Here is a 16,600-nt window from a genome sequence, read left to right as displayed (position 1 = left end):
CGGCCGGCCCCGGGCGCGGGAAACGACCGAAACCCTCGCGAGCCCCCGCACCGCGTGATGAAATACGGATGCCAGCCTCGACGGCCCCACGGAGCGCCCCGCCCCCCGACGGGCCACCCCCTACCGAGGAGCAGCATGCTCACAGTCCTGACCGGCACCGGACTCTCGGCCGCCGCCGGGCTCAACGCCTACCTCCCCCTCCTCATCGTCGGACTCATCGCCCGGTACACCGACTGGTTCCCCCTCGCCCCGGGATGGCAGTGGCTGGAACACCCCGCCACCCTCGGGGTTCTCGCCGTGCTCATGCTGGTGGAGTTCCTCGCCGACAAGTTCCCCGTCGTCGACAGCGTCAACGACGCCATCCAGACCGTGGTCCGCCCCACCTCCGGTGGTATCAGCTTCGGCGCGGGCGTCGCCTCGATCTCCTTCGACGACGCGATTGCCCTCGACCCCGCCAACAGCGCCGCCAGTGGCGACGGCTCGGTGTGGCCCATCGTCGCCGGGGTGGTGATCGCCTTCGCGGTCCACGTCGTCAAGTCCCTGGCCCGCCCCGTCATCAACACCGTCACGGTCGGTATCGGCGGACCCGTCACCAGCTTCGTCGAGGACCTCTCCAGCCTCACCCTCACCGTCTGCGCGATCCTCATTCCCCTCGCCGTCCTGCTCTTCCTCCCCGTCCTCGCCCTGTTCGTCGTCTGGCTGGTGCGCGCCCGCAAACGCCGCAAGCGGGCGAAGGCCGAGGCGGCGCCGGGCGACGTCCAGAACGGGGCGCACTACGATCCGAACGCCTCGCCTCGGTGACCGAACGGCGGTCACCCGGGGAGGGCGGCCTCGCCGATCAGTGGGTTCGCAGAGGATGGAGCTGGCGACCTTCGGCGTCGAAGTTGGCGGGGTCGAGCCACGCCTCCATCGCCTTGCGGACGCGCGGCCACTCGCGGTCGGTGAGCGCGTACCAGGCCGTGTCGCGGTTGCGGCCCTTGAAGACGACGGCCTGGCGGAACGTTCCCTCGTAGGTGAAGCCGAGACGTTCGGCGGCCGCGCGCGAGGGCGCGTTGAGGCTGTCGCACTTCCACTCGTACCGGCGGTATCCGAGATCGTCGAAGACGTAGCGCATCAACAGGAACTGCGCCTCGGTGGAGATCGGGGTGCGTTGGATCGCGCGGGAGAACGTCACATAGCCGACCTCGATGGCACCGTTGGCGGGGTCATGCCGCATCAGGGAGAGAGTCCCGAGGGCACGTCCGGTGGAGGTGGCGACGACGGCGTAGTGCCGGGGATCCTCGACCAACGCGGCGGTGGTCGCCCAGTCGCGGTAGGACTCCGGCGTGGGGAACGGTCCGACCGAGAGGTAGGTCCAGTCGCTGTCGTCGGGGGCGTTCGCGTAGGCGGAGTACAGGTCGTCGGTGTGGCGGTCGGGGGCGAGCCGTTCGACAGCGCAGTACCGCCCGGGCAGTCTCGTCGCGCTCGGAAGCGCGACCGGCGCCCAGTGCGGGACCGGGACGCCGACGGGCTGTCCGTACTCGTTCGTCAGTGTCATGGTGTGCTTTCCGTGTGCGTCACGAGTCCGTTGGCGCGGCGTCGTAGGTGACCCACCGCGTGCGGGTCGCGACCTGGTCGTAGAGTGCCCGGGCCCGGTGGTTGTCCTCCGCCGTGATCCACCGCACGACGGAGCGGCCCTCGGCCTCGGCGATCTCGGTGACACGACGGATCAGCGCGCGTCCCGCGCCGACACCACGCCTGTCGGGATCGGTGAAGAGATCGTCGAACCACAGGCCGACCGTCCCCGTCGTGGGGCGCGCGAACCGGCGATAGTGGCCGATCGCCACGACCGTGCCTTCCATCTCGGCGACCAGCCCGTGACATTCGTGCTCCGGGTCCGTGAGCCAGCCCCACACGCGCGAGACGACCTCCTCCGACTCCTCCAGCCGATAGAAGGCGCGGTAGCCGCGGAAGAGCACGCGCCACCGTGGCTCGTCCGCGGCGTCGAGCGGACGCACGGAAACCGTGGATGTGTCGGTCATGGTCGCCTCTCGTCCCCCTTCGGGTCGTGGGCGCGACGAACGGCGTCGCTGCGGGTCTGGACCGGTTTCCGCACCCGTGGGTCCACGGTAGGGAGATTTCTGGTCCCCCACCAAGGCCGGAAAAACGAGAATCCGTTGGACCAGTAAAATGGGCCCATGCGGCACGCGTTCCCGATGAACCTCGTGCTCGGGACGGATCGGTCGTCCGAGCTCACCGCGCGGGAGAACCTCACCGAGCGGCTACGCGTGGCACTACTCTCCGGACAGGTCGCCGCGCACGACCCCCTGCCCTCGACCCGCTCCCTCGCGGCGGCGACGGGCCTCTCGCGCGGAACCGTCGTCTCCGTATACGAGGACCTCGCCGGGGAGGGGTACGTGGTGAGCGTCCCCGGATCGGGAACCTTCGTCGCGGACGACCTCCCCACCGACGGCGCGCCTTTGACACGCTCTCCGTCGCGCGAGGCCCGCCGAGAGCGCCGGAACGCCGCGACCGATGCCCCCGAACCGATCAACCTCTCGCCGGGAAGCCCGTCCGCCAGCTTCCACACCAACCGCGACTGGGCGGCGGCCTGGCGTACCGCGGTGCGGCGCGAGCCACCAACCGTTCCGCCGCCCCCCGCGGGCATCGAGGAACTTCGGACACTGGTCGCGGACCACCTCCGCACCACACGCGGCGTGCACTGCGACGCCGAGGACATCGTGGTGACCGCAGGCGCGAGCGACGGGTTCGCACTACTGGTCCACGGGATTCGCCCCCAGGGCCCGACAGGCACCCGGATCGCGACCGAGAACCCGGGACACCTCACCGCCCGCCGGGTCATCGCGCGTCTCGGAGCCACCCCCGTGCCGGTCCCCGTACGCGACGGAGGCATGGACCCCCACGCGCTCGCCGAGGCCCCGGGACCGCTCGCGGCGGCGCTCCTCACCCCAAGCCACCAGTACCCGCTCGGCGGACGGCTCCCCGTCGCGGAACGTCTGGCGATGCTGGCCTGGGCCAAGGCGACCGACGCGGTCGTCATCGAGGACGACTACGACAGCGAGTTCCGGCACGGCGCACCACCGCTCCCCGCCATCGCCTCCCTGGACACCGATGACCGAGTCGTGCTGGTCGGCAGCTACTCCAAGACGCTGACCCCGTGGCTGCGCTGCGGCTACCTCGTCGTCCCGGACCAGACCTTGCGCCGCCGAATCCTCGACGTCCGCGACACCCTCGGCCAACCCGTCTCCGGGGTCCTCCAAAGCGCCGTGGCGGAGTTCCTACGCAGGGGAGGCCTGCGCCGACACCTCGTCCGCGTCGGACGCGAATACGCCCACCGCCGATCCCTCGTCATCGGCGCCACCGCCGACCTCGCCCCCCCACATCCACCTGGACGCGATCGAGGGCGGCCTACACGCCACCCTCACCTGGGACGGCGACCCCCCAGCCGACCAAGTCCGCACCACCCTCGCAAAACGCGGAGTGCGCGTCACCCCCCTCGAGGCGTACTACTACCCCGACACACACCCCCAACCCAACGGCATAGTCTTCGGCTACGGCGCCCCCACCGACCTACGCCTCCGCCACGCCCTACGCGAGATCGCCGACGCGGTGAGGGGTGGGGGCGCGTAATCCACGACATGGTGCGTCGCTACGCGCGGATCGAGGGCGTCTCCAGCTCCTCCCCGCCGTTCTGCCCTCCTCCCTGTCCCTGATCCTGTTCGTCCTCTGGCTGGTTCGCGCCCGCAAACGCCGCAACAGGTGCGGGCCGCCGAGGCGGTCAGCTCCGAAGAGCCATGAACGCGCTGGTGAGCGACGAGTGCGGCGCACTGTCACCGAACAGCGTGGGGTCCACGCCGTGCCATCCGAGGCCAGCCCTGTGCACCTGTGTCGTCTGCGTGGTGCGGGCGGCCGCTCGCACGGTGGCGAGCAGGCACGAGCCGGCTGGCGCGCGGGGCGTTTGGCACCAGAGCAGGACCGCGCGCGGCCGCAGGCGGTCCACGGTGTGCACGATCGCGTCGGTCGGAGTGCACTGCCCCAAGACGCGGTGTGGGGTGCCGACCTCGCGCAGGGCGGCCGCCAGGGCTTCGACCGGTAAACAGTGCATCTCGTCGGGGACGCATGCGAGGACGACGGGCCTCTCACGCGCGTCGACCTTCTCCGAGGGGCTCGGCACTCTACGAAGAACCGTGGAGATCGACCAGGAGAGCAGGTGCTCGACCTCAACATAACGCCGAGTGTCCTGCCACTTTCGTCCCATTCCGTAGAGGAGGGGTTGGGCGATCTCTTCCCACGTTCTTACGGTTCCGTGCTCGGTCATCGCCTCCTGGAGTCGACGCTCGACGAGGTCGGAGTCCATGCGCATGGCGGCTCGCGCCACTCCCTGCAACGTGGACGAGGCCGTCGCCAACGGAAGGGTGTTCCCGCCTGGGCGGTGCCCTCGGACCCGTGGCACGAGACTGTCGTCCCCGGGGGCGTCCCGGACCTGCCGGGCCGCAAGAGCGGGTGGCATTCCCTCGGCCACCAATCGACACAGCTCACGTAGCCGCTCGATGTCAGATGAAGAGTAGCGGCGGTGTCCTCCCGAGCTGCGTTGATCAGGCCCGATACCGTATCGCCGATCCCAGCTGCGCAGTGTGGTGGGCGCGACGCCCAACAGGCGGGCGGTCGCCGCGGGCGTGAGCATGGCGCCTCTCCAAAACGATGCGGAGTCGATGCGACTTGTTCTGGGGCTTGCGTCGAGAGAGTCTAGCCACTGGGTTCCAAGGGGGGAGAGCCATGGATCTGGACAGGGTGCGGCCGCCGGACCGAAGGCTGGATCTGGTCTATCGCTTCGGCGCGGCGATGACTGGTCTCGTGTTGGTCGGGTTCGGGGGCGCTGGGCTGGTGACAAGATTGCCGTTGTTCGACACCCAAGGTGAGGTGATCGCCGGGGTGGCCACGAATGGAGCACTCAGCTTCATCTCGCTCGCTGTTGGGTCACTACTCGTCGGCGCGTCTGTCATCGGGGGGAAGTTCGCTTCGACAGTCAGTCTTCTGGTGGGTGTCGCATTCGTGGGGAGCGGCTTCGTCCACCTCGTGCTGATGAACACGAACCACAACGTCTTCGCGTTCTCGATGCCGAACGTGATCTGCAGTTTCGTCGTCGGCCTGGCCATCATGTATTGCGGCATGGACGGACGTTTCAGTGGTGGTCTGCCGGAGGACAACCCGTTCCGCAGGCATCGCGAGCGGCAGAAGACACCACCTGGCCTCGTCGGGAAGCCCCGCTGGACCGTTCGGGCGACCACGTTCCGTCATGGCTGACCCGGGCACTGAGACACGGCGCCTCGTCCTAGTCACCGGGGCGACAGGGTACATCGGGGGGCGCCTGGTCCCCGAGCTGCTGGACGCGGGGTATCAGGTGCGCTGCATGGCCCGTTCTCCGGAGAAGCTCCGCGATCATCCCTGGCGGCCCCAGGTCGAGGTGGCGCGGGGCGACGTCGTTTCCGGTGCGGGGCTGAAGGAGGCGCTTTCCGGCGTGCGCGTCGCCTACTACCTGGTGCACTCCATGGGCGGAGGGGCGGGTTTCGGTGATCGTGACCTCGAGGGAGCGAGCGCCTTCGCCCGTGCCGCCGCGGACGCGGGTATCGAGCGGATCGTCTACCTCGGTGGTCTCGCTCCGGGGAGGGCGCGTCTCTCCGCGCACATGGCGTCACGTTCCGAGGTTGGCGCGGTGTTCCTCAGGGGCGAGGTGCCCGCGGTGGTCTTGCGCGCCGCGGTCATCATCGGCTCGGGCTCCGCGTCCTTCGAAATGCTGCGGTACCTGACCGAACGGCTACCGGTGATGACCACGCCGCGCTGGGTGCGCAGTCGGGTGCAGCCGATCGCGATCCGCGACGTGTTGAGGCTCCTCATACGGGCCGACAGCCTCCCCGAGGGAACCAACCGCATCATCGACATCGGGGGGCCGGACGTGCTCACCTACGCCGACATGGTGCGTCGTTACGCGCGGATCGCGGGCCTCCGTCCGCGCTTGATCATTCCCCTTCCGATGCTCTCGCCGGGTTTGTCGAGTATGTGGGTGGGTCTGGTGACGCCGGTGCCACCCAAGGTGGCGCGGCCACTTGTGGAGTCGCTACGTCACGACGCGGTCGTGGGAAATGCCCACGACCAGGAGGCGGACGATCTCAGTCCTGGCGGCGAGCTCGGTTTCGACCGTGCGGTCGAGTTGGCGATCCGCCGTACGAGCGAGGCCCAGGTGGACACGCGCTGGTCCTCGGCGACCGGGCCGGCGCTGCCCTCAGACCCGCTTCCCGGCGACCCGGACTGGTCCGGTGGCAGCACATACGTGGATGAGCGCTCTCAGCGCGTTGTCGCTCGAGCGATGAACCTCTGGCGCGTCGTCGAGGCGATCGGTGGCGAGAACGGGTGGTACTCCTGGCCGCTGGCCTGGGCCGCGCGGGGGTGGATCGACCTGGCGGTGGGCGGGGTCGGGGCGCACAGAGGCCGACGTGACCGCCGCTATCTCAGGGTGGGCGACTCGGTGGACTTCTGGCGGGTGGAGGAGGTCATTCCTGGCGAGCTGCTTCGTCTTCGAGCCGAAATGCGCCTTCCAGGTCGTGCGTGGCTGGAGTTGCGCGTCGAGCGGGATCACCCCGCTGATGAGGGGCCAAACACAAGCGTGTACCGACAGCGCGCGCTCTTTCGTCCCATCGGGCTACTGGGGCACTTGTATTGGGCAGTGGTGACTCCGCTGCACGGGGTGGTTTTCGGCTCCATGGTTCGTGGGATCTCGAAGCAGGCCGAGCGGCTGGAGAGGATGGATATCCACGACCCTCCGCCGAATGATGATGTCAACTAAACCGACACATCGTCGCGGATAAGGGGGCATGTGGTTTGGACGTCCAAAGACGCAATTCTCGGGTCAAAGGGAAGAAGTGTTCGTTCTCAGGAGGGCCGCCGGTTGTGGTGTGTTCGACACAGTCCCGTTGGACCTTCGGTCCAACGGGAACCTCCGCGCCCGCCTCGTTCGTGCCCCCCGATGGAAACCCACGAGGTGATCGGGGCGATATGGCCTGGGTCAGTCGCGCGGTTCCGGGGGACCGCCGTTCATCGAAAGGAGAACCTCGCTCAGTTGGTGTAGCCAGCCAGAGATGGTCGCGAGTTCCGCGTCGCTGTAGCGATCGTGGAGGGCTGTCATCGCCTCGCGCATTCCGGTACCCCCCGCCCCCGTGGCACCCCTTAGGTCATCAACGCACTTGACGATCCGCTTGCGGCGGTCATCGGGGTGGGATGTTCGGAAGACCAGCCCTCGGGTCTCCAGTCGGTCGATGACCACGGTTGTCGACCCACTCGCGAGTCGCAGGCGCTGGGAGATCTCGCTGGGGCTGAGTGGCCCCCCGAACCGGAGCAGTAGCAGACACTGGTAGTCGGTCGGGTTGAGTTCGGCGTGGTCGGCGGCCGCGTGGAGGTAATGGATCAGGCCCATGGACAGACGTTGGCCGTCCCGTTGGATGGCCCGGTACAGGTCAGCTCGATCGCTGTGGCGTTGAGGTGCCAGGGCGCCCGGTCCATCTCTATGGTCGGTGCCACCTGGGTTCTCCATGGATCCAATCGTACTGGGCTGCCGCGGGCTTCCCACTGGCCAGCTTGGTCGTCCGCTATCGGTGAGTGAGTCAACGCTTGGCGGTGAAAGCTGGAAACCTGTCGCTTTCGTTTGACCGAATCAGCACGGGTTCGGCCTATCGCAAGGAATTCGTGGCGTGAACACGATGGACTTCAGGAAGGGGCATGGTGTTCCCGTGGCCCGAGGGTGAGATGGTGATCGACTCGGATTCGGTGATCACGATGGCGATCTCGATCCGTGTTCGACGATTTGACGATGAACCTCAACACACTGGATCTATCTGACTCCGCGATCTGGCGTTCCCGCTTTCGGCGTGTCAACGGGGAGGGAAAACCCACCGGCGATAACCTGCGGCCTTGTTGTGATTATGCGTATCGATGAATTCGCGCGTCGGTTGTCGTCCTCCGCGCCTCGGTCGTGACGGGGAGGGACTGTGGACGACGATCCGGGTGGGCGAGGGACGCGGACGAGGAGTGTGTCGCCGCCTCCCGTGGGGTTGGCGGCGAGAGCGTCCCTTCTGCCGACGGGCGCTTCGTGAACTCGGTCGTCGGTGATGGTTCGCGTGCGGCCGGCCGATGCTCCTCGCTAAAGCCTTGAAAATCGAGAATCATGTATTACTGTAATCTCGATTTTAGAGAGAAGTATCGAGCGAACGGAGTTACCACACATCCATGACCAAGGAGAGGACGCGACGCGGCTCGAAGGCGGCCCACTGATGACGCTCAGCGATGACACAGAGTCCACTGCCAGCACACTGATCGACGAGCCACTACGCGACGCCGTGACTCAGCACCTGCGGGAGTTCATGGCCCGCCGAAGCGACGAGGCCTCAGGCTTGGACGCGGCCTTTACCGACGAGGTGCTTGGTCGATTGACCGCATTCGTTCTCGGTGGAGGCAAGAGGACGCGGCCCATCTTCGCCTGGTGGGGGTGGCGCTCCGCAGGAGGATCCGAGAGCGGCGTTGAGGCGACGGCCGCTTTGCGCGCCGCATCCGCCCTCGAACTCATCCAAGCGTTCGCCCTGATCCAGGACGACGTGATGGATCGTTCGGCCCTGCGTCGGGGGCGCCCGGCGCTGCACCGGGAGTTCACGACCGACCACGAGATGGGAGCCTGGCTCGGCGACCCGAGAAGGTACGGATCCAACATCGCCGTACTCACCGCCGACCTCCACTGGTCTGGGCGGAGGACCTGTTCGCCGACGCGCTCGCCCAGTGCCCCGACGCGCGGGAGCGCGCCCGGGTTCCCTGGCGAGGGATGCTGACGGAGATGGTCGTAGGGCAGTTCATGGATCTCAACTCCCAAGCCCGCGGTGACGAGGCGGCATCTACCCCGGTGCGTGTGAACCAGCTGAAGACGGCCGCCTACAGCGTTGAACGCCCACTCCACCTCGGTGCGAGCCTGGCCGGGGCCAGCGACCAGGTCACGTCAGGGCTGCGTACCTACGGCACGGCGATCGGCTGTGCGTACCAGCTGCGCGACGACCTACTCGATCTGTACGGCGACCCTGAGCGGACCGGCAAGCCACGCGGGGGCGACCTCCGCGAAGGCAAACGCCCACTGATCCTCGCGTTGGGCCTGCGCAGCGCGCGAGAACGGGGCGGTCCAGCGGCGGTGGCGACACTGCGCGCGGCCATCGGTGAACCGGGACTCACCGACGTGGACGTCCGCGTCGTCGCCGACCTGCTGGTGGAACTCGGAGCGAAGGATGACGTCGAACGCCGGCTGTACAGCCTCATCCAGGAGGCGAAGCGGTCTCTCGCGACCACACCCATCGCGGCGTCGGCACGCCAGGAACTCAGCCGGTTGGCTGACCTGGCGACGAGCCGAACACGGTGAACAGGCCCGTGCACCCACCCGCGCGGGAAGACGATGGCACGCCACACCAGACGCGCCAAGGGGCCCAGAGCCAGCCCAGGGTCGGGGGAAGTACGCCCAGAGATGAGGAAGGGAACTCATGAGGGCCGCCAGGACAGGACCACGGACCATTCCGGGGCGTACCGACGACATCGTCATCGTTGGTGCCGGAGTCGCAGGGCTCGCCGCGGCACTGCACCTGTTGGGTGCGGGACGGTCCGTGACCGTGGTCGAGCGTGAGCACCACCCGGGCGGACGCGCCGGACGCGACGACATCGACGGGTTTCACCTGGACACGGGACCAACCGTGCTGACAATGCCGGAGTTGATCGACGAGGCGCTGGCCGCCGTGGGCGACTCCCTCGAGGCTCGCCTCGACCTGGTGCGGATCGATCCCGCATACCAGGCTCGGTTCGCCGACGGTTCTACCATCGACGTGCATACGGACGCCTCCGCCATGGCCGAGGAGATCGCCCGAACGGTCGGCCCCCGTGACGCCAACGGCTATCTGAAGCTGCGTGACTGGTTGAGCCGCCTGTACCGACTGCAGATACGCTCCTTCATCGACGCGAACTTCGATTCGCCGCTCCAACTGCTCACGCCCGAACTCGCCCGACTCGCGGCCATGGGGGGCTTCGGCCGGCTCGCGTCAGTCGTCGGACGCTTCGTCTCCGACGAGCGACTGCGCCGCATCTTCTCCTTCCAGGCGCTCTACGCCGGCGTCGCTCCACAGCAGGCGTTGGCCGCGTACGCGGTCATCGCCTACATGGACACCGTCGCGGGCGTGTACTTCCCGAAGGGCGGCATGCGGGCCCTAGGCGACGCCCTCGCCGGCGCCGTGCTGGACGCGGGTGGCACCATCCACTACGACCAGGAGGTTCACCGCCTGGTGCGCCGTGGTGATCGCGTCACCGGCGTTCGCACCGCCGAAGGGGCACATCTGAACTGTGACGCAGTGGTGCTGACACTCGACCTGCCCATGGCCTACCGCCTGCTGGGGCGAATGCCGTGGCGGCCGGTGCCCCTGCGCTTCTCCCCGTCGGCGGTGGTCCTTCACGCGGGGGTGGACCGCGATTGGCCGGATACCCCACACCACACCATCTCGTTCGGTGCCGCCTGGGAGCGGACCTTCGACGAGATCCTCCAGCGCGGAACGACGATGAGCGACCCATCTTTGCTGGTCACCCGTCCCACGGTCACCGACAGCGCTTTAGCGCCGCAAGGACACGATCTCTACTCCGTTCTCGCTCCCTGCCCCAACCTCCGGGTCGGATCCGTCGACTGGGAACGCACCGCCACCACCTACCGCGACGCACTGGTGCGGACCCTGGAGCGACGAGGTTTCACCGGATTCGGGTCCGCCATCGTGACCGAACGCCTGGACACGCCACTGGACTGGTCGCGCAGAGGCATGGCGTTCGGCACCCCCTTCGCCACCTCCCACACCCTGGCCCAGACCGGACCGTTCCGCCCCGGCAACACCGTCTCCAGCGCCGAGAACGCCGTCCTGGCCGGGTGCGGAACCACTCCAGGAGTGGGCCTACCCACGGCGCTGCTGTCCGGGAAACTCGCCGCCGCCCGCATCGCGGGAGAAGCGGTCGCGCGGAAGGGAACATCCTGATGGGCACCGTCTCCGAACTGGACGCCGCGGGGATCACCGGGGTGGCGCTACGTCGGGACTACGCGTGCAGCCGCGCCTTGCACGCGCGCCACGGGCGGACCTATTACCTCGCGACCAGGGTGCTTCCCGCGGCGCGGCGCCCCGCCGTGCACGCCCTGTACGGGTTCGCGCGCTGGGTCGACGACATGGTCGACGAGGCCCCACCCGAATGCCCGCCCGAGGAGAGAGCCGCTGTTCTGGACGCCGTCGAGCGGGATTTACGTGCCGCTCTCTCCGGTGGACACGCGCGAGCGGCACCGGTACGGGCCCTGGTCGACACGGTCCGCCGTTACGCCATCGCCCACGAGTACTTCATCGCCTTCATGAGGTCCATGCGTACCGACCTCACTGTGACCGACTACGCGAACTACGACGAGCTCCTCGATTACATGCACGGGTCTGCGGCGGTGATAGGTCTGCAGGTCCTGCCGGTCCTCGGAACAGTCGTGCCGCGCGCCGAGGCGGAACCGCACGCGGCGGCCCTTGGGGTGGCCTTCCAACTGACCAACTTCCTGCGCGACGTGGCCGGAGACCTCGACCGTGGACGGATCTACCTGCCCGCCGACGTGCTCGATCGACACGGTGTCGACCGCGACCTGCTTCTCAGATGCCGCCATACCGGAACGCAGGACCCTCGGGTGCGCCGAGCGCTCGCCGAACTGAGCGCGCTGAATCGCGAGATCTACCGTGAAGCCGAACCGGGATGCGCCATGTTGGCCCCGGTGGCACGCCTCTGCGTGGAGACGGCGTTGCGGTTGTATGAGGGCATCTTGGACGAGATCGAGACGGCCGACTACGACGTGTGGTCGGGGCGGCACCGTGTCGCGCGTTCTCGCCGGCTGCGCATAGCACTCCCCGCGCTGAGCAGGGCCCTCGCGACGCGTCTGGCCATCGCCTAGCCGCGGACGAACACCAGCTTCCGACACAACGAAGGACGGAACCCGTGTCAATGCCCGATCCCCACCCGCGTTGGTTTCCACTGCGTACCCTGCCCACAACCCCCTGGAGTCGCCAGAGTCCCACCTGGAGTGCGGCCTCCCCAGCCGTGATCGGATCGGCGCTCAAGCGCGCCTTGGCCCGCCCCTCCGGCAACTGGTTCGTCTTCGCCTCCAGCGCGGAGATACGTCCGGACCGTCCTTTCGGGCGGGTGATCGCCGGTACCGAGATCGTGGCCTGGCGAGACGAGGACGGGCACCTCCACGCGGCACCGGGCGCGTGTCCTCACCTCGGGGCACCCCTCTGCCGCGGCGCCGTTCGGGAGGGCAAGGTGATCTGCCGCTGGCACGGTCTGGCTCTCGGCGCACACGGCTTTCCCGGTTGGCAGCCCTTCCCCACCCATGACGACGGGACGTTGGCGTGGGTCCGACTGGATCAGGCCGGGGGAGAGGAGCCACTGCCCCAGCCGGTCCTCCCGGAACGACCTCGCTCGTCGACCACCCTCACAGCGGTCGCGACACTGGCGGGACGCTGCGAACCCGAGGACGTCGTGGCCAACCGTCTCGACCCCTGGCACGGCTCCTGGTTCCACCCGTACTCCTTCGTGGGTCTGCGGGTCATCGAAACCGCGTCGGACGCCGAACCCGAGCCGGACCGGATGGTCGTCGAGGTGGCGTTCAAGGTCGCCGGATGGTGGGGCGTCCCGGTGCGGGCCGCGTTCAGCTGTCCCGAGCCCCGAACCGTGGTCATGCACATCATCGAGGGTGAAGGGAGCGGGAGCATCGTGGAGACCCACGCGACCCCGTTGGGTGTGCGCGATGGCGTCCCCTCCACGGCGGTCATCGAGGCGACGATCGCCACCTCGCCTCGCACCGGCTTCTCCGTGGCCAGCAGAGTGGCACCAGTGGTTCGCCCCTTCATGCGCGCGGCCGCGCGCCGGCTGTGGCGCGACGACCTCGCATACGCCGAACGACGCTACGCCCTGCGAGCCTCCGGCCATTGGCCGGGCTGACCGAGGCTACGGCCCCACCGGGCGAACCTCCTCATCGGTGCCAACCGTCCTTGGCGCGGCACACTCCACAGTGGGTGTCCGGGGAATCCCCAACCGGAGAGCAACTCGTTCGCGGCCATGAGCCCGCTGGTGGCCGCCCGCTCCATCAGGGCCACCGGCAGGTCAACCCGAACGTGGTCACCCGCCACGACCAGGTGGGGATCCGGGCTGGTCGGGGTGAGTCGACGCTCGTATCCCCCTGGAGGGAAGAGCGCGCAGTCAGCGCGTAGCTCATGGCGTTGATCTACGATCGTCGCGTGCTCGGTCTCCGGGAAAACCCGCCATAGCTGGCTGATCAGACGTTCACGCTCGCCTCGCTCGTCGCACTGTTCGGGCAACGCGTAGGCGTGCAGCTCCACCACCGAACCACCGTTGCGATCGGCCCACCGCGCGGCCTCGTCCTCGAAGCGCTCCAACACGCTGACGTTGTCGAGGGTGCGATAGCCAGCGGTGCCGAGGAACCCCGGCCTGTCGGACCGTACCCGTCGGTCAAGCCACAGGCGGCTCACTAGGAAGGGGGGCGCGCTGGGCGAGTCACGGACCCGCTGACGCCACTCCTCGGCCCCCAGGCCTGGCGAGGAGTCGGTGAGGGTGCGCAGGCCGGGAAGATCTGTGGCCACCACTACGGCGTCGAACTCCTCGGCACTCGCGCGCCGACCGCTCACCGTGTGCACGGCGAAACGATGCCGTTCTCCCGAGACAAGACGCGAGACCCGGGTCGACGTCCGCACGATCGCGCCGGATCGGGTCAGGTACTCCACCCACGGGTCCCACAGCGCCTGGGGGAAGGGCGCGTTGGCGACGTCGAAGAGAAGACCCTCGCTCGAACCCAGAAAGTAGAGGTGGAACATGATCGCGAGCTCCGCCGCGGAAAGCTGACTCGGATCGGCGAAGAAGCTCCGGGAGAAGACCTCGAAGGCGAGGTGCCGCGCCGCCGGTGGAAAACGGATGGTGTCCAGGAGCGTGAGCGCGTCCCAGTGGTCCAACCGGTCGTACACGCCGGGGACGTCGACATCCAGGAGTTGCGCCGCCGCGGGAATGTTGACGCGGACCAGTTCACGCGCGGGAAAGCTCCGGCTGCGCGCCGCGAGCGCGAACGCGTTGAATGGCGGCGAGGAAGGAAGGCCGGCGAAACTGTCGTGCGGGCCGTTGGCGTGCACGAGCGGATAGTCCGCCAGCGGGCTCAGCATGCCGAGGTCGGGATCGAGCCGGGTCAGCAACCCGCGCAGGTTGTAGTACTGACGGAAGAACGCGTGGAAACCGCGGCTCATCGTCGCCGCCGAACCGTCGTTGAGTACAGTGGGCCAGCCCTGGAGTCGTCCACCCAGGCTCGATTCGCGCTCGAAGACGGTGACGTGCACTCCGCGCTCACACAGTGCCGTGGCCGCGGCCATGCCGGCGATCCCCCCACCCACGACCGCCGCACGTGGTGGAAGCGCTGGGCGAGGGCCACGAGGAGCGGGCGGTGCGATCGTCTCGGCGAGAGGATCGCATGGGGTGATCGTCACGAGGCGCGACGCCCGACAGGAGTCCGGCCGAGAAACGTGTGCACGATACCGCGCTGCCACCCGCCCAGAGCGACGGTGCGCACGTTCTCCAGGCCCACGGATCTCATACGGAGGCGCAGGCGAGCGGCGCCGTCGAAGTCCAGGACACTTCGCCAGAGGTAGCGATACAGGTCCGAACGGCCGGTGACGGCGCGGCCGAGCGGGATGATGACACCCCAACTGACAGCGGTCCACACCGCGCGGGCCATGGCGTCGTCAGCGACGGAGTACTCATGGAGCGCCATCCTTCCTCCTGGAGGGAGCAGTCCGCACATGGTGGCCAGCGTCTCGTCGGGATCGGGGCAGTTGCGGATCAGGTAGGCGGCGAGGATCGCGTCCACCGGCCCGTCCAGGTCCTCGGGCGTGAGCTCCTCGGCACGCGCGTGCAGAAAACGGACGCGCGTCGGCCATGGCTTCTCTCGAGCCCGGGAGAGCATGCCGAGCGAGACTTCCACCCCGATGATCTCCGCCCGGGGAAACACCCTGGCGAGGGCCGCCGTGGACGCGCCCGTACCGCAGCCCACATCCAGGATCCTTTGCCCCGTTCCTCCCTGTGCGAGCCGCAGGCGGCGCGCGGAAACGCGCAGATGTCGGTGATATCCCGGATTGGCGCCCACGAGTCGGTCATAAGAGGCGGCTGCGTGGTCGAACTCCTCGGTGACTGGTCCGGTCTTCATGGCGCGCACGGAGCGTGTCATTTTCCCCCACGACTCGAACGACTCTGAGGAAGGCCACATGACATGCTAGCCGGCATGGGGCGATACGACCTTGTCATCGTCGGAGCCGGCGCGGCCGGTTTGACGTTGGCACACAGAGCGTCCAGTGTGGTCCTTCCCGGCGTTGGGACACCCCGAATCGCCCTCGTCGAGCCTCCCGCCGGTGCGCCGCGCTCCAAGGACCGGACGTGGTGCTTTTGGGAGCGGGGCGTCGGGCCGTGGGACGGCATTCTGGCGGCGCGATGGGACACACTGACGGTCATCTCCCACCCCGGCGAGAGGTACACACGGGGGATCTCGCCCCAGTCCTACAAGATGCTGCGTTCCCGGGATTTCGAGGCGTATGTCCACTCCCGGCTCGGAGCCGGAGTCGACCTTTATACGGCGACGGTCACGGACATCGACGACGGCGCGGACAACGCCACGGTGTCCGCGGAACGCCCCGACGGTCAACCGCTCGAACTGGAGGCCCGGTGGGCGTTCGACTCGCGTCCCCTGGCCTCACCGCCCCGCGCGCACACCACCCTATTGCAGCACTTTCGTGGCTGGTTCGTTCGCGCCGACACGGACGTCTTCGACGCCGATTCCGCGCTGCTGATGGACTTTCGAACCCCACAGCCCCGAAACGGCGTCGCCTTCGGCTACGTGCTTCCACTCTCCGCGCGCGAAGCCCTGGTGGAGTACACCGAGTTCACCCGGGAGGTTCTCGATGACGGCGGCTACGACCGGGCACTGCGTCAGTACACCGAAGAAGTGCTTGGCCTGAAGGGCCTCACACTCGTCAGGACGGAGCAGGGAGTCATCCCCATGACGGACGGAGCCTTCAGTCCCCGCACCGGCCGACGGACCTTTCGCATCGGAGCGGCCGGCGGGGCCACCCGGCCGTCCACCGGATACACGTTCAGTGGGATCCAGCGTCAGGTCGACTCGGTGATGCGCCATCTGGAGCAGGGGCGTACACCCGTCCCACCGCTCCCGCACCACAGGCGGCACCGGGCCATGGACGCGATTCTCCTCCGTGCCCTGGACACCGGGCGTCTGTCCGGGGCCGAATTCTTCGCCCGACTCTTCGCCCGCAACGACATGCGTGATGTCCTGGACTTCCTTGACGGACACTCCGCTCCACGACGCGAATTCGCCATGGGCATGACCACCCCACTACTCACGATGTCGATCACGACGCTGGAACGCGCGCTCGTGGGCGTGCTTCCACCCGGTCGGAGTTGA

General features: G+C 68.2%; 16 protein-coding genes. 10 read left to right on the top strand and 6 right to left on the bottom strand.

The window, feature by feature from the left end; genetic code table 11:
• Nucleotides 1-135 precede the first annotated feature (135 nt).
• A complete protein-coding gene (locus J4H86_RS11620) occupies nucleotides 136-801 on the top strand; it encodes a DUF4126 domain-containing protein (RefSeq protein ID WP_236543515.1) in 666 nt (221 codons plus the stop codon).
• 37 nt (nucleotides 802-838) lie between these two features.
• On the opposite strand, the gene J4H86_RS11615 is transcribed toward J4H86_RS11620, so the two are convergent.
• Together J4H86_RS11615 and J4H86_RS11610 are read right to left on the bottom strand one after the other, a co-directional pair.
• Nucleotides 839-1,537 (bottom strand): GNAT family N-acetyltransferase, encoded by a 699-nt coding sequence (locus J4H86_RS11615; RefSeq protein ID WP_236543514.1) that lies wholly within the window; start codon nucleotides 1,535-1,537, stop codon nucleotides 839-841.
• 19 nt (nucleotides 1,538-1,556) lie between these two features.
• On the bottom strand, nucleotides 1,557-2,021 hold the full coding sequence (locus tag J4H86_RS11610; RefSeq protein ID WP_236543513.1) for a GNAT family N-acetyltransferase: 465 nt from the start codon (nucleotides 2,019-2,021) through the stop codon (nucleotides 1,557-1,559).
• 156 nt (nucleotides 2,022-2,177) lie between these two features.
• On the opposite strand from J4H86_RS11610, the gene pdxR reads away from it, so the two are divergent.
• Entirely contained in the window at nucleotides 2,178-3,713 is a 1,536-nt protein-coding gene (gene pdxR, locus J4H86_RS11605; protein WP_236543512.1) for a MocR-like pyridoxine biosynthesis transcription factor PdxR, read from the top strand.
• A gap of 65 nt (nucleotides 3,714-3,778) precedes the next feature.
• Here pdxR and J4H86_RS11600 read toward each other — a convergent pair whose 3' ends face one another.
• On the bottom strand, nucleotides 3,779-4,684 hold the full coding sequence (locus tag J4H86_RS11600; protein ID WP_236543511.1) for a MerR family transcriptional regulator: 906 nt from the start codon (nucleotides 4,682-4,684) through the stop codon (nucleotides 3,779-3,781).
• A gap of 92 nt (nucleotides 4,685-4,776) precedes the next feature.
• Here J4H86_RS11600 and J4H86_RS11595 point away from each other — a divergent pair, with 92 nt between their 5' ends.
• Together J4H86_RS11595 and J4H86_RS11590 are read left to right on the top strand one after the other, a co-directional pair.
• The gene (locus tag J4H86_RS11595) at nucleotides 4,777-5,304 is read left to right on the top strand and encodes a DUF4383 domain-containing protein (protein WP_236543510.1); all 528 of its coding nucleotides are present in this window, start codon (nucleotides 4,777-4,779) and stop codon (nucleotides 5,302-5,304) included.
• A complete protein-coding gene (locus J4H86_RS11590) occupies nucleotides 5,297-6,841 on the top strand; it encodes an SDR family oxidoreductase (protein WP_236543509.1) in 1,545 nt (514 codons plus the stop codon). The genes J4H86_RS11595 and J4H86_RS11590 overlap by 8 nt, the downstream gene beginning before the upstream one ends.
• A gap of 219 nt (nucleotides 6,842-7,060) precedes the next feature.
• Here the strand turns inward: J4H86_RS11590 and J4H86_RS11585 are convergent, their stop codons facing one another.
• Nucleotides 7,061-7,585, bottom strand: coding sequence for a MarR family winged helix-turn-helix transcriptional regulator (locus J4H86_RS11585; protein WP_236543508.1), 525 nt, complete (start codon nucleotides 7,583-7,585; stop codon nucleotides 7,061-7,063).
• 736 nt (nucleotides 7,586-8,321) lie between these two features.
• Here J4H86_RS11585 and J4H86_RS27255 point away from each other — a divergent pair.
• The 5 genes from J4H86_RS27255 (at nucleotide 8,322) to J4H86_RS11565 (ending at nucleotide 13,071) form a co-directional block, all read left to right on the top strand.
• On the top strand, nucleotides 8,322-8,870 hold the full coding sequence (locus J4H86_RS27255; protein ID WP_269134556.1) for a polyprenyl synthetase family protein: 549 nt from the start codon (nucleotides 8,322-8,324) through the stop codon (nucleotides 8,868-8,870).
• Nucleotides 8,864-9,445, top strand: coding sequence for a polyprenyl synthetase family protein (locus J4H86_RS27250; protein WP_330932520.1), 582 nt, complete (start codon nucleotides 8,864-8,866; stop codon nucleotides 9,443-9,445). Before J4H86_RS27255 ends, J4H86_RS27250 begins: the two co-directional genes overlap by 7 nt.
• 118 nt (nucleotides 9,446-9,563) lie before the next feature.
• Nucleotides 9,564-11,084 carry a phytoene desaturase family protein gene (gene crtI, locus J4H86_RS11575; RefSeq protein WP_236543507.1) on the top strand — a complete coding sequence of 507 codons (1,521 nt, stop codon included), beginning with the start codon at nucleotides 9,564-9,566 and terminating at the stop codon, nucleotides 11,082-11,084.
• Nucleotides 11,081-12,022: a phytoene/squalene synthase family protein gene (locus tag J4H86_RS11570; protein WP_394356509.1), complete on the top strand. Its 942-nt coding sequence runs from the start codon at nucleotides 11,081-11,083 to the stop codon at nucleotides 12,020-12,022. Before crtI ends, J4H86_RS11570 begins: the two co-directional genes overlap by 4 nt.
• A 44-nt stretch (nucleotides 12,023-12,066) precedes the next feature.
• Nucleotides 12,067-13,071, top strand: a complete 1,005-nt coding sequence (locus J4H86_RS11565; protein WP_236543505.1) for a DUF5914 domain-containing protein — start codon at nucleotides 12,067-12,069, stop codon at nucleotides 13,069-13,071.
• Here J4H86_RS11565 and J4H86_RS11560 read toward each other — a convergent pair.
• Complete coding sequence (locus J4H86_RS11560) at nucleotides 13,035-14,618, bottom strand: FAD-dependent oxidoreductase (RefSeq protein ID WP_236543504.1); 1,584 nt, start codon at nucleotides 14,616-14,618, stop codon at nucleotides 13,035-13,037. The genes J4H86_RS11565 and J4H86_RS11560 overlap by 37 nt on opposite strands.
• Complete coding sequence (locus J4H86_RS11555; RefSeq protein WP_394356483.1) at nucleotides 14,615-15,355, bottom strand: class I SAM-dependent methyltransferase; 741 nt, start codon at nucleotides 15,353-15,355, stop codon at nucleotides 14,615-14,617. Before J4H86_RS11555 ends, J4H86_RS11560 begins: the two co-directional genes overlap by 4 nt.
• A 54-nt stretch (nucleotides 15,356-15,409) precedes the next feature.
• Here J4H86_RS11555 and J4H86_RS11550 point away from each other — a divergent pair, with 54 nt between their 5' ends.
• Complete coding sequence (locus tag J4H86_RS11550; RefSeq protein ID WP_236543502.1) at nucleotides 15,410-16,600, top strand: lycopene cyclase family protein; 1,191 nt, start codon at nucleotides 15,410-15,412, stop codon at nucleotides 16,598-16,600.

The organism is Spiractinospora alimapuensis, assembly GCF_018437505.1.
Lineage (GTDB): Bacteria > Actinomycetota > Actinomycetes > Streptosporangiales > Streptosporangiaceae > Spiractinospora > Spiractinospora alimapuensis.
The sequence above is the reverse complement of the archived record's forward strand: the minus strand, read 5'-3'. Positions and strand labels throughout refer to the sequence as shown.